General features: G+C 64.6%; 7 protein-coding genes. 6 read left to right on the forward strand and 1 reads right to left on the reverse strand.

Annotated elements, in window-relative coordinates; genetic code table 11:
• The first annotated feature begins 34 nt into the window (after positions 1-34).
• Complete coding sequence (locus tag VFW84_RS10540) at positions 35-661, forward strand: HAMP domain-containing sensor histidine kinase (protein ID WP_329680414.1); 627 nt, start codon at positions 35-37, stop codon at positions 659-661.
• Here the strand turns inward: VFW84_RS10540 and VFW84_RS10545 are convergent.
• A complete protein-coding gene (locus VFW84_RS10545; RefSeq protein WP_329680415.1) occupies positions 653-2572 on the reverse strand; it encodes an LTA synthase family protein in 1920 nt (639 codons plus the stop codon). The two genes, VFW84_RS10540 and VFW84_RS10545, sit on opposite strands and share 9 nt — an antisense overlap.
• 309 nt (positions 2573-2881) lie before the next feature.
• Here VFW84_RS10545 and VFW84_RS10550 point away from each other — a divergent pair, with 309 nt between their 5' ends.
• From VFW84_RS10550 to VFW84_RS10570, 5 genes are all read left to right on the forward strand, one after another.
• The gene (locus VFW84_RS10550) at positions 2882-4183 is read left to right on the forward strand and encodes an efflux RND transporter periplasmic adaptor subunit (RefSeq protein ID WP_329680416.1); all 1302 of its coding nucleotides are present in this window, start codon (positions 2882-2884) and stop codon (positions 4181-4183) included.
• Positions 4184-4192: 9 nt separating this feature from the next.
• On the forward strand, positions 4193-6442 hold the full coding sequence (locus VFW84_RS10555; RefSeq protein ID WP_329680417.1) for a hypothetical protein: 2250 nt from the start codon (positions 4193-4195) through the stop codon (positions 6440-6442).
• Positions 6439-8427, forward strand: a complete 1989-nt coding sequence (locus VFW84_RS10560) for a DEAD/DEAH box helicase (protein WP_329680418.1) — start codon at positions 6439-6441, stop codon at positions 8425-8427. The genes VFW84_RS10555 and VFW84_RS10560 overlap by 4 nt, the downstream gene beginning before the upstream one ends.
• Positions 8385-9512, forward strand: coding sequence for an efflux RND transporter periplasmic adaptor subunit (locus VFW84_RS10565; protein WP_329680419.1), 1128 nt, complete (start codon positions 8385-8387; stop codon positions 9510-9512). The genes VFW84_RS10560 and VFW84_RS10565 overlap by 43 nt, the downstream gene beginning before the upstream one ends.
• A 25-nt stretch (positions 9513-9537) precedes the next feature.
• The coding region (locus tag VFW84_RS10570) for a DUF4347 domain-containing protein (protein ID WP_329680420.1) at positions 9538-14242 on the forward strand (4705 nt) is incomplete at its 3' end.

Genomic DNA, 14242 nt, shown 5'->3' on the forward strand with positions numbered 1-14242 from the left:
AACCCCCGTGACCTGAAAAACAGAGGACTCCCTCATGCAACGCGCCCCCCTGAACCTCGTCATCCACGACCTCAAGAATGCCCTGGGGGCCCTGGAGGCCCAACTGGACACCCTGGCACGACAGCCCACGGCGGCTGGCGCCTGGCAGGCCCACACCCGCTGTGTAGAGTTGCGCCAGCAGTTTGTGCAATACCTCACGCTCTATGGCACGGCCCAGGAACTGATCCCTCAGTATGAGGATGAATCACCGATCGCCCTGCTGGAGCGCGTTGTCCGCGCCGCGCACCCCGCCCCGGAAGACGAAGAATCCCTGCACGGCCCCACCGTGGTGCTGAAGCACAGCGATGACGCGCCCCCCTTCTGGTATTTCGACCCCCGACTGGTTCGTCTCGCGCTGGACGCCGCCATCCACAATGCCCGCCGCTTCGCGCGCAGCCGCATCGAGCTGAGTGCCCGGGTGGACGATGGTTGCCTGGTCTTTCGGGTCGACGACGATGGTCCCGGCCTGGGCTGCGACGACCCGTCCGATCTGTCCACCGGGCTGGGCACGTCCTTGTGCAAGGCCGTGGCCGAGGCCCATAAAAATGCGGGCCGCGAGGGGCATGTGACCCTGAGCGATCGCCCCGAGGGCGGTGCCCGCTTCGAGCTGTCCTTACCGTGACGGCAGCTTGAGGTCGCCGCGCTGGTAGGCCTCGCTGGCCACCTGGTAATAGCTGATCGCCTCGGTCAGCAGTTCCTGCGCGAGGTCGTCCATGGGCCGGGGCTTGCCGGTCTCGGCATCGACCACCTTGTACCTCGCATTGGGCTTGAGTTCCACCATGATGCCGCGCTCGTAGTAGCCCACCGTCTGGTAGTTGGCCATCAATGCGCGCTGGTGCGTCAGCCCCTCCTTGAGGATGTCCTGCCCAAAAAAGCGCGAGCGATAGCTCATGCCCAGCAAGCCCAGCACCGTCGGTGCCACGTCGATCTGAGACGCGATCGTCGTCACCTGCCGTGGCTGAATGTGCCCGGGCGAGTAGATGATCATGGGGATGTGATAGTTGCGGATGGGCAGCTCCTGCTTGCCGCGACCGTTGTGGGTGTGGTCCGCCACGATCACGAACATCGTGTCCTTGAACCACGGGCGCTGACGCGCCTGATCGATGAATTGCCCGATGGCAAAGTCGGTGTACTTGACCCCGCCATCACGCCCCGACTTCGAGGGAATGTCGATGCGCCCCTCCGGGTAGGTGAAGGGCCGGTGGTTGGAGGTGGTCATGATGTGGGCAAAGAAGGGCCGGTGTGCCGCCCCCCGCTGATCGAGCTCTCGCAGGGCCAGCGAGAACAGATCCTCGTCAGCCACCCCCCAGATGTTCTCGAAATGGATCTCCTCGGGCTTGAGGGCGGTCCGGTCGACCACGGTGTAGCCGTTGCCCCCGAAGAAGGCATTCATGTTGTCGAAGTAACCGTAGCCGCCATAGATATACAGCGGCTCATAGCCTTTGGACTTGAAAACCTCGCCGATGGAGAACAGATGGCTGTTGTCCGGGCGTTTGACGATGGAGTGGCCCGGCGTGGGTGGGATGGACAGTGTCAACGCCTCCAGGCCTCGCACGGTGCGGGTGCCGGTGGCGTAGAGCCGGGTAAAGAGCATGCCATCGCGGGCCAACTGGTCCAGGCGTGGCGTCAGGCCACGGGTGTTGCCAAACACGCCCAGAAACTCGGCCGACAGGCTCTCCACACTCACCAGGACCACATTGAGACGCTTTTCGGGCCCGGGGTTGAGCACCTCTCGCTCGAAAGGGAGCTGTGACAGGGTCACGGGCAGGCGTGTCGCGCCGGCCATCTCCCCCGCCAGGGCGCGCAAGGCCTTGTTTCGGGGCAGACGCGCATAAAAGCGGTCGTAGTCGATCTCGTTGGTCCAGAACGCATGCCAGAAATCGTAGTAACCGTTGCCCGCCAGTTCGTTGAGCTGACCGTTGTCGGAGAACTCCTTGTAGCGCGCATCCAGCACCCCCCAGGCCAGCACAGGTGACAGAAGCCAGACACCCCAGATCGCCCAATGCGAGCGCCGATGCTGGATCGCCACCGCTCGCAGCAGATGACGAACCCGCGCAGCCACAGGCCACCAGATCGCCAGGGTCAGCGCACCGGCGGCAGACAGCAGCACCGGCAGGTTGTAGGACTCGCGGATGTTACCGATGACCTCATTGGTGTAGATCAGGTAGTCGACGGCGATGAAATTGAAGCGGGAGGCGAATTCGTTCCAGAAGGTGAATTCGCTGAAGCCCACAAACACCATCAGGAAGATCAGGGGCAACAGCAGAACGGTGAGCAGCATGCCCAGACTGCGCCAGGCCCGGGCAGGCCAGGCCAGCAGCAACCAGGTCAAGGGTGCCACGGCCATCAAGGCCACACCCAGATCAAACACCATGCCGATCAGCAAGGCCGGCAGCAGGCGTTGCGGCCACCAGAGTGAAGCATCGCCATTGAAGGCCACGAGACCCAGGCGAACCAACAGATTGCACGCCACGAACACCAGCAGCAACCAGGACACGACACGCCATCGGCCCAGGAAATTCAGTTTGATCATCAAATGTTTCGTCAGGATCAGTCGACTGGACCGAGCATCTCATGCACAACGCTTGAGGGCCCGATGTGGTGCACCAGGATCCTACCCTCTGATGAATCAGGAGTGAACATGAGCTGCCCTGAGGCGCAGACAAGCCCTGCCACAGGCGGCTTTTTTCCGGGACTGCGCTGCCACCAGACGGTGCAGCATCGGGTGTCCACTGCTGCCCTCTTGGCCATGCACCCGTCTGCGACCCCATCTTCCGCCCCCTCTGCGGCGCCCGGCGCCGTGGACACACCGCTGCCTGCGGTGTCGCCGGATGGGTGCCAGATGACGGTCGACACCCTGCTGCAGTCACTGCTGGCACAGTCGGGCGCCCAGGGTGGGGTGCTGGCCTGGTATGAGCGTGGACACGCCCACATCGGGACGGAGGTGGGCATCGGTCTGCCCGACGATCCGATGCAGACCGCCATTCTGGCGGCCATGGAAGAAGCCATCGACCAGGGTGTGAGCCTGCACCACCCCCCATCGCCTGATGATCCTCAGGATTGGGTGACCCTCGCACATCGACGGCTGTCCGAGCGCACGGGCGCCAGCATGGTCACCGTGCCATTGCCCGGGGCGGATCAGGCCCTGGGCGCCGTGATGCTGTACTGGCAACCCGCCTCACCCCTGAGCCAGCAGACGTGCGCCCTCCTGGAGCAGCGCATCCAGGGGCTCGCCCCCCTGCTCTCCCTGCTGCGCCTGTCCGGGCGCCCCTGGCACTGGCATCTGCGACAAACCTTGAATCGACAACTGCGCCGCTGGCGTCAACCCGACACCCGCACCGGCAAGCATCTGCGAACGGCCGCCATCGGGGTGTGCATGGCCCTGGTGCTGATGCCCTGGCCTGAACGCGTGGGCGGACATGCCCGCGTCGAAGGTGCACAGCAGCGGGTGCTGGTCTCCCCCACCGATGGTTTCATCAAGGCCACCCATGTGCTGCCGGGCGATCAGGTCAAGACCGGTCAAGTCCTGGTTGATCTGGCCGAGCAGGATCTCAAGCTGGAGCGCGACAAATGGCTCAGCCAGATCGCCCAGCAGGACAACGCCTACGCCGCTGCCATGACCCGTGCCGACCGCTCGGAGGCCGCCATCAGCCTGTCCCGGCTGGAAGAAGCCCAATCGCAACTGGCGCTGGTGGATGAGCAACTCCAAAGAGCGCAACTGAAGGCCCCGTTCGACGGTGTGGTCATCCAGGGTGATCTGAGTCAGTCCATTGGTGCACCGGTCAAGCAGGGCGATGTCCTGATCACCGTGGCCAGCACACGGTCGTATCGCATCATCATTGACGTGGATGAAAGCGACATCGCCAGGATTCAGCCCGGTCAGCAGGGCGTGATGGCCCTGTCAGCCCTGCCTTGGCACACGATGGACATCAAGGTGCAGCGCATCACTCCACAGGCCCTGGCCAAAGAGGGGCGCAATGTCTATGAGGTGCAGGCCGTCCTGGATGAGGCCCTGCCTGCCGACATCCGGCCGGGTCTCATGGGGCCCGCCAAAATCCGCATCGGCACGCGCCCTCCGCTGTGGGGCTGGACTCGCCCCTTGATCGACCGCGTGCGACTGATGCTCTGGTCCTGGTGGGGCTGAGGTGCGGGCATGAGCGATCTCAACCCCTTGTCCAGCGCCCAATGGCACCGCGTCTCCGCTCTGAAACCGCGACTGTCACCCCAGGTCGACGTGGCACGCGTGTGGCTGAGAGGGCAGCGCTGGTATGTGCTGCATCACCGGGAACACGGTCAGCGCTGTCGCCTCAATCAACAGGCCTACGACATCGCGGCCCGCATGGACGGGACACTCAGCATCGATGCACTCTGGTCACGCCTGGATCAGGCTGCGCACGACAGCGCGGGACAGGCGCACCGTGAGCCCCCAAGCCAGGATGAGATGGTTCAGGTGCTGGAGCTGCTGATCAGGCATCGATTGCTGAGCTTTGATCATGTGCCGGACTTTGGCACCATCCTGTCCTCGGCGCAGGGGCTCGGGGTCGAACAGAGCCGCGCTGCCGATCTTGAACTGACCAACGATCCGGGCGCCAGGCCTCCCAATACCCCCTGGAACTGGCGCATCCGGCTGGGCTCACCCCAGCGCTGGCTTGAGCAGCATGCAAGCTGGGCTCATGCGCTGTTTTCCCCCTGGGGCATGCTGCTGTGGTCGCTGCTGACAGTGGGGTTGCTGGCCGGCTGGGTACTGAACGCAGCGGCCCTGCAGGACCATGCACAAACCTGGATGGCCACCCCCGGCCATGTCCTCCTGTCCTTGCTGCTGTACCCGGTGATCAAGGCGGTTCATGAGGCCGCGCATGCCCTGGCCCTGACCCGCTGGGGCGGTCAGGTGCGTGAATGCGGCATCACCTTGATGATGCTGATGCCCGTCCCCTATGTCGACGCCTCAGCGGCCCATGGTTTTGCCCAGCGGTACCAGCGCGTGATCGTGAGTGCCGCAGGCATCATGGCCGAACTGAGCATGGCCGCCCTGGGTCTGGGCTTGTGGGTCTGGAGCGAACCGGGTGGGTGGCACAACCTGGGGTTCGTGGTCTGGTTCATGGCCTGCACCTCCACGCTGCTGTTCAACGGCAACCCGCTTCAACGCCTGGATGGCTACCATGTGCTGACCGATGCGCTGCAGTTGCCCAATCTGGCGGTCCGCAGCAGGCACTGGTGGCGCCAGCGTGTCCTGCAATGGGTGCTCGGTCAGCCTACCGCCCAGGCTCGCCTGGATGCCGCGCCCCAAGCACCGGGCGAAGGATCTTGGCTGCGCGTCTACGCCCCCTTGTCCTGGGTCTACCAGGTCGGATTGTGGAGCGGCCTGAGCGTCTGGGCCGGCACCGTGTCCACCCCTCTGGGTTGGGGCCTGGCAGCCGTGTCGGTCTGGATGCTGCTGCTCAAGCCCCTGCAGGCCTGGTGGCAATTGCTCTGGGGGGCCGCGGTGACCTCGGCCCCCCACCAGCGTGGCTGGCACGCCCCGGCCGTGCGGCGACTGGCAGCGCTGCTCGGGCTCCCTGCCCTGCTGCTGATCCTGCCCGTTCCAGATCGCACAGTGGCACAGGGCGTCGTCTGGGCGCCCGATCAGGCCATGATCCGCCCGGAAGTGGACGGCTTCATCGCCGAAGTCCTGCGCGGCAACGGCGAGCAGGTCAAAGCCGGCGAGGTCGTGCTGCGGCTGCAGAACCCCCAGTTGCATGCGCAACGCGATCGCGTGTCTGCCGAACTGTCCCGCGCCCAGCAGTTGCAGTTTGGCTTCATGAGCATGGATGCCGCCAAGGCCGGTCAGGCCACCGACGACATCGCACGCTTGCAGTCGCAACTGGACCGGCTGGATGAACAAGTGGGGGCATTGGAAGTGCGTGCGCGTGGCAGTGGCCGCCTGGTGTGGCCCGCGGAACAGGACATGCCAGGGCGCTATCTCAAGCGGGGGACGCTGCTGGGCCATGTCATTGACCGGCGCCCCGCCACGATCCGGGTGGCCATGCCTCAAGATGAACTGCCCCCGCTCCAGCGCGGGCACCCCCAGGTCAGCGTGAAACTCAGCGATCCCCGGGCCACGGCGCTGACCGCCGTCCTGGTGCGCGACAGCATCGGCGCCACCAGCCATCTGCACAGCGCGGCCCTGAGCGAGGCCATGGGAGGCGTCATCGCCACCGATCCCAAGGACGATCAGCATCTGCAGACCGTGCGACCCGTGATCCTCCTGGATGTCCGGATGACGCAAGCCTGGCCTGACGCACAACTCACCCGCCTGGGCGAGCGTGCCTGGGTCCGTCTTGAGCATGGTTGGTCCACACCGGCCTGGATGCTTGCACGTTGGCTGCAGCGGCAGATGCTGCGCACCTTCAACCCTCAGCGATGACCCCAATCCAAGCACTGCCTCGCCCCGGTCCACGGTGGGGCCCCTACCCGCAGCGCCTGATGGGCAACGGCGCTCGCCTCCCTCAGCACCGGTCGGCGCTGGGATGGCCCGGCCGCCTGGCGGCCTGGATTCCTGCCAGTGGGTGTCTGCATGCCCACTCGGGCTGGCTCCAACAGGTCGACGCCGACACAGGTCACTGGCAAATCAGGCCGGCAGAATCCACCGCCTGGGTCGAAGAGGTTCAGGCGCTCAAGTACCGTCTGAGGCGAGAAGGGTTCCATCCCGGCACCCTGTCCGACGCCCTCGCTTGTGTGCGGGTGGCGCTGGAACGCAGCCATGGCCTGCGGCTCTATCCGCAGCAATTGCTGGCGGCCGCACTGATGCTGGACCAGCGGCTGGTGGAGATGGCCACCGGTGAAGGCAAGACCCTGACCATGGGGGCCGCCGCCGCCGTCGCTGCCATGGCCGGCGTTCCCACCCATGTGGTGACCGCCAATGACTACCTGGCCGAGCGTGATGTCCAGTCGCTGAGCAGTCTGTGGCGCACGCTGGGGCTGAATGCACGACACGTCAGCGGAGCGCATGACAGCGAACAACGGCGCCTGGCTTATCGCGCGGACATCGTCTACAGCACCGCCAAGGACCTGGCCTTCGATTACCTCCGGGATCAACTGTCCGGCACAGGAGACCACCGCACGCCCCCCATGCTTCAGGGCTTGAGCCTGGCATTGCTCGACGAAGCCGACAGCATCCTGCTGGACGAGGCCGTGGTGCCCCTGATCATCTCGTCGGCCAGGCAGGAGCATCCGCGACAACTGGCCAAACGGCGCGCTGTCTGGTGGCAGGCGTGGACTCTGGCTCAGCAACTGACGCTGCCCGATCACGCGACCCTGGCATCGTCGGCAGCCACGATCCAGATCAACGAACTCGGCGAGGCGACCCTGGCCGAACTGTGCTCCCACTTGAAAGGCATCTGGCATCGCCCGCGACTGCGCAAGGAGCTGGTGACTTTGGCATTGACCGCCTTGCACCGGCTCAAACGCGATGAGCACTATCTGTTGAGGGACGGCCGTGTCGAGTTGCTGGACACGCTCACCGGTCGCATCGCCCAGGGACGGGTTCTGTCGCAAGGGCTCCATGCCCTTGTCGAGTTGAAAGAGGGACTGCCGCCCAGCCCTGCCACCGACACCCAGGCGCAAATCACCTTTCAGCGCTTCTTTCAACGCTACTGGCGCCTGGGCGGAATCAGCGGTACGCTGACAGAGGCCCGAAACGAGCTTCAGCGCGTCCACGGCCTGTCCGTCGTCTGCATGCCGCCCCGCCATCGCAGTCAGCGACAGATCTGGCCTGCAAGGCACTTTGCCTCACCCATGGCACGCTGGTGTGCCGTGGCGGAACGTGTCAAAGAACTGCAAGGGCAAGGCCGCCCGGTACTGGTGGGCACAGACAGCGTCGCCGATTCGGAAGCCCTGTCCGACGTTCTCCGGCAGCACGGGATCCCACACGTGGTGCTCAATGCCCGTCACGACCGCCAGGAAGCGACCATCGTGGCACAAGCTGGGCAGTCGGGTGCTGTCACGATCGCCACACGCATGGCGGGGCGTGGCACGGACATCGCCCTGGCGCCCTCCGCCATGCAGGCTGGAGGCCTGCACATCATTGCCTGCCAGCGCAATGAATCCTCCCGCATGGATCGCCAACTGCTGGGCCGATGCGCCCGCCATGGTCAGCCAGGCAGCGCAGAAACGTGGATTTGTTCCAGCTTTTCAGGGGAATCCGCCACACGTGAGACATCTAAGCTGCAACGATGCAGTTCTGGCGTCAATGCATCCTCTCCGCGGCTGCCCACACTCTGGCATCGATGGCAGGCTCGCCTGGCCCAATGGCTGGAAGAGCAGCGGCAGATCAGCATCCGACGCCACCTTCAGGACCAGGATCGACAATGGGAAGCCCAACATCGAGGTGCTCGCGCCTCAGGCCGCTGAAACATCTGACATGGCTTGCTGCCCTGCTGACGGCCTCTCCCCTGCTGGTCGCTGCGGCACCTGGCAAAACCTCGGGCTGCCTGATCGAGCCTGAGCAGGTGGCCGACGTGGGCTCGCCTGTGACGGGCGTCATCGAGACCCTGTCTGTTCAACTGGGCGACGTGGTCAGCGCCGGTCAGGCCCTAGTGACCTTGCGCTCCGATGTCGAACGCGCCAATGCACAGGTGGCCGCGCTGCGCTCCAGCGTGGATGCCGAGGCCCGCGCCGCCCAGGCCAATGTGGAACTCGCCCAGCAAAAGGTGATCCGCCAGCGTCAACTGCTGACCCAGGGATTTGTCTCCGATCAGGCGCTCGAGCAGGCCATCACCGAGGCTGAAGTGGCTCGACAACGTCACAAGCTCGCCCTCAGTCAGCAGCAGATCTACCGAGAAGAGCAGGCCGTGGCCCGCGCCCAAGTGGGTCTGCGGACCTTGCGCAGCCCGATCCATGGCGTGGTCGTCGAGCGCTACAGCAATCTGGGCGAACGCGTCGAAGACCGCCCTGTGGTACGAATTGCATCCATCAACCCCCTGCGGGTGTCCCTGATGATGCCCATGGCACAGTTCGGCCAGATTGGCCTGGGTGACGTGATGAGCGTCAAGCCTGAGCTGCCCGGAGCACAAGCCGTGCGGGCCACTGTCCAGTACGTCGACAAAGTGGTCGATGCTGCCAGCAACACGTTCCGCGTGCGGCTGGTCTTGCCCAACCCCGACCTCAGGCTGCCTGGCGGCCTGCGCTGCAAGGCCGATCTGCTGAGCAAGGCCGCTGCCAGACCACCCACCGCCTCGCCGGCCGTGTCGTCCTCTGTCACGCCCCGCTCCACCCACATGGCGCCCCCCTCAGCAAAGGCAGATCAAGTGCGCTCCCCACGCATGCCTCGTCAGGTGGCCCGAACCGAGATCGCCAGGGCAGAACTGCAACTCAAGACATCCTGGACACTGACACGCGTGGGCACGGCGACCACGCCGCTGGCGCCCACGGCCAGTGCCCCACCCGGATCCGCGCCATGGCTCACGGCCAGCTTGACGCTGCAGACCCGTCGCTGAACGTGCTGAAGCAGTAGAGCCCACCATGAGCTGCGCACAGCCACCCCACTCACAGCGCCCCATCGTCGAGGCGCTGGAGACCAAGCTGCTGTACTCAGCCGACTTTGCCCCCGCAGCCTTTCTGGCGTCGGATGTATCGATCAACACCCCCTCGCCGACGTCTTCGGCAACTGCATCCACGGAACTGGTGTTCATAGACGCGTCCGTACCAGACCTGCAAGTGCTGGTCGATGATCTCCGTCAGCAAGCTGATCAAGGAAGAGCCATCGACGTCATCATCATTCAATCTGAAGAAGACGGGCTGGCGCGCATCACTCAGGAGTTGGCCGGCAGGCAGGACGTCTCGGCGGTGCATCTTCTGGGGCACGGCGATCAGGGCCACATGCAACTGGGCCTGAGCACCCTCAACACCCAGACCCTGCTGAGCCAGGCACAGGACATCGCCGCCTGGGGCGACGCACTGAGCAGCGATGCGGACATCCTGCTGTATGGCTGCGATGTGGCCGCCAGCGAGACAGGCCGCGCCCTCACGCGTGATCTGGCCCAACTGACAGGCGCCGATGTGGCCGCCAGCGATGACCTCACGGGTCATTTGAGTCAGGGCGGTGACTGGCTTCTGGAAGTCAGCACGGGCTCGATCGAAGCCAGGACCGCGTTGTCAGACTCGGCCGTGGCCCACTGGAGCGGCCTGCTGGCCGAGGCCACGCCTGGCGGCAAGGGCACCGCCGTGTGGAATGAAACAGGCCTGACGGGGCCGCAACAGGCCGCATGGGATGGCCTGAGCCTGGGCACGCAAGGATCCACGGCCTTGTCCAGCACCTGGCAGGTCGTCTCCTCAGCGTCGTCACCCACGCGAGATGAAGCCATCGTCCTGGGTGTCGATGCCAATGGCGCGATCAGTGGGCAGATCTGGAACGGCAGCAGCTGGAGTGCCCTGCCGCTGCCCTTCCCCGCCAGCGGCACCAACGCTGCACGGCAGGGCTTTGCGGTCGCCTACGAGCAAATCAGCGGCGATGCCATGGTGGTCTGGAACAACGGCAGCACCCTGAGGTACAGCGTCTTCAATGGCAGCACCTGGTCTGCGGCTCAGACGATCAGCGCTTACACAGGCGCGGAGCCAGAACGCCTCCAGATCGCCGCGCAGCCCCGGGGCGATGGCATGGCCCTGACCGTCTCAAGCGCAGTGGTGAGCGGCAAAGTCACCGACTACGCACTGATCTGGAATGGCAACAGCTGGGGCAACGCCATCACGCTGGACAGCACCGGAGAAAACATCGAAGACCAGTTGACCACCGCCGTCGCATACGAGAGCGTCAGTGGTCGGGCCATGGTGGCCTTCACCAAGTACTCGACCAGCAACTACGGCAACATCGACTACAACGTCTACTACCAGATCTTCAATGGCAGCACATGGAGCAGCGCGGCCAAAGCTGGCAACTACACCGACACAGCCGTCCCCTACACGCTGACGCTGGCCAGCGACCCCCACTCCAACCGGATCGCTTTTGGTCTGGTCGGCGCGGGCTTCACGGCAGGATTCAACTACCAGGTGATCAACTCCTTTGCCGTCTGGGATGGCAGCGCCTGGGGGGCACGCCACACCTACTCCTTTGTCGTGGGCGACACTTCCGCCATGGGGCCTTCGGTCGCCGTCGGCTTCGAATCCATCAGCGGAGACGCCTTGGCGGTCTACGGCACGGCCTCCAATACCCTGCGCTACGCCACCTGGAGCCCGACCACCAGCACCTGGACCGCCGGTGCCAGCACCGTCCCGCTCAGCGCCGTGGGCCAGACCGTTCGTCTGTATGCCGACCCAGTGAGCAATCACCTCGTCGCGGGGGTCAACAGCACCGATGGTGCGCTGACCTTCATCGACTGGAGCGGCAGTGCCTGGGCGACCCCCACCACGGTCGCCAGCCAGACAGGTGCGTCTTCGTCTTCCGCCTTCAGTTGGTTCTGGCAGAACCCGAGGCTGGACGCCACTCCCAACGACCTGTGGCTGGGCAGCGCCCAGGACACGACGGGCTGGTCTGGCGTTAACACGGTCAGCGACACAGAGGTGCTGTCTTTCGAAGGCACCAACCCTCAGTACGGTGCAAGCACCTCGGGCACCTTCTCCCACCTGTTTGACATGGGCGCCTTCGGTGCCAGTGGGCTGGACGACATCGTCTGGGTCACCCGCGAGGTCCAGTTGAACAGCTGGATGACGCTTCAGCGTGGCGACGTGCTCTTTTCGGTCAGCAATGACAGCACGCTCGTCAGCGCCAATACCACGACCGTCAGCCGCAACGATGTGGTGCTGTTTCGCCCCGACAGCCCGGGCGACTACAGCCGAGGCACCTTCAGTGTCCTGATCCAGGGCCTGGGTGATGGCTCGGACATCAAGGGGCTGGCGCTGGTCGAACAATCGGTGCAGATGGGCGATGTCACGCTGCAAACGGGCGAGATCCTGTTCAGCATGGGCACGGGCAGCACAGGCGCTGACATCTACCGCTTCACACCCAGTGTTCTGGATCTGGGCACCGGTCTGCTGAGTGGTCTGTACACCACCCTGATCACAGGCTCGGAGATCGGCATCAATCAGGTCATTCAGGGGCTGGAGGTGATCACCTCCGTCACCACGCTGAGCAACATCACCTTGCCCTCAGGCAGCCTGCTGATGAGTTTCGAGCAGGCGGGGGGGGTGGGCACTGTGCCAGTCGCCGTCGCGGCCACGGAGGTGGTGCTGGTCACGCCCACCCTCACCTCCGCAGGAGGCAGCACGGCTCAAGCCTCCGCGGAAGTGATCTTCAAAGGCAGCAGCGTCGGCCTCAACAGCGGATCCATCGACACCCTGGCGCTGTCGCGTCAGACGCCGCCGAGCATTGTTCAACCTGGCACGGGCACCACCAGCGCCATCACCGTCAACGAGAACCAGACTGCTGTGACCACGGTGCAGGCCACCGACCCGGACGCGAACACCTCCTTGAGCTATCGGATCGCCGGTGGCGCGGATGGCGGCCTGTTCATGATGAACAGCAGCACGGGCCAGTTGACATTTGCCAGTGCGCCCGATCGAGAACAACCCATGGATGCGGGTGGAGACAATGTCTATGAGGTCATCGTCGCGGCCAGCGATGGCGATCTCGAAGACTTCCAGACCCTGAACGTGACGGTCAACAACGTGGATGAGAGTCCGCTCATCACCTCGGATGGTGGCGGAGCCACGGCCTCCCTCCAGGTGGCCGAGGCGCAGACCCTGGCCACCACGGTCCAGGCGGTGGATCCGGAAGGTGCGGCCTTGAGCTACGCCATCACCGGAGGAGCGGATGCCGCCCTGTTCAGCATCGATGCCACGACAGGGCAGTTGACCTTCCTGCAAGCCCCCGATGCCGCGGCCCCGCAGGACAGCGGAGCGGACAACATCTACGAACTCACCGTATCCGCCAGCGTGGGGGCAGACACCGACAGCCAGCAGTTGCAAATCCAGGTGCTGGCGCTCAACCGCCCTCCCGTCAACGCCTTGCCTGCCAACCTCAGCCTGCTGGAAGATTCGATCATCCGGCTGTCGGGCATCCAGGTGTCGGACACAGATGCTGGCAGCGCCCCCATCCAGGTCCGCTTCTCGGTTCTGCATGGCACCCTCAGCATTCTGAGCACCGTCCCAGGGGGGTTGAGTTCCACGGATCTGCTCTACAGCACGGATGAACGCCAGGTCACCCTCACAGGCACACTGGCGCAGATCAATGCCACCTTGGGCGCATCCCAGGCATTGACCTACCGTCCAGACAGCAACTACCACGGCAGCGACACCCTGACCATGGTCAGCGATGACCTGGGCAACAGCGGTGCCATCGGCACGCCGGCACAGACCACGGACACAGACAGCGCTGCACTGACGATCCAGGCCGTCAACGATGCCCCCGTGATCAGCCTGAGCACCACGGCACTGAGCTACCTTGAAAATGATCCGGCCTTGCTGATCTACTCCGATCTGAGCATCGACGACATCGACAGCAGCACCCTGTCGGGTGCCACCATCCGCATCGACAGCGGCTATGTCGACGGACAGGATCTCTTGTCGTTCACGCCCACGGCGGGCCTCACCTCGGCCTGGGATGCCACAAGCGGCACACTGACACTGACAGGCACGGCCAGCCTTGGCACCTACCAGACGGCCCTGCGCAGCGTCACCTACATCAACCTGAGCGACAACCCCAGCACCGGCAACCGCACGATCAGTGCGCAGGTCAGCAATGGCGGAACGGTGAACCCGCTCAGTGAACTTGCATCGCGAGATGTCCAGATCAGCAGCACGCCCGACACGCCCGCCATTCAGACCAGCACCACCGCCCTGACTTATGTCGAAAACGCGGGAGATCTGGTCATCGACGCCGGCTTGCAGCTCAGCGATGCTGACAGCACGAGCTTGATATCAGCCACAGTGCAGATCACCAGCGGCTATATGACAGGTCGCGATCAACTGGTCTTCGTCGATGGCCATGGCATCACCGGGAGCTGGACCGCATCCACCGGCACCCTGACACTCAGCGGCACAGCCTCCGTGGCGGACTACCAAAATGCCCTGCGCAGCGTGATCTATCGCCATGCCGGCAATGACCCGGGAAGTGCCGACCGCGTCATTGCCTTCTCCGTGAACGATGGCGGCCTGGACAGCCTGAGCGCCACGCGCACCGTCCACATGGTACCCATCAACGATGCCCCCGTCCTGACGATGAACATCGTCAGCC

The sequence above is a fragment of the Aquabacterium sp. genome (assembly GCF_036279655.1).
Taxonomy (GTDB): Bacteria; Pseudomonadota; Gammaproteobacteria; order Burkholderiales; family Burkholderiaceae_C; genus Aquabacterium.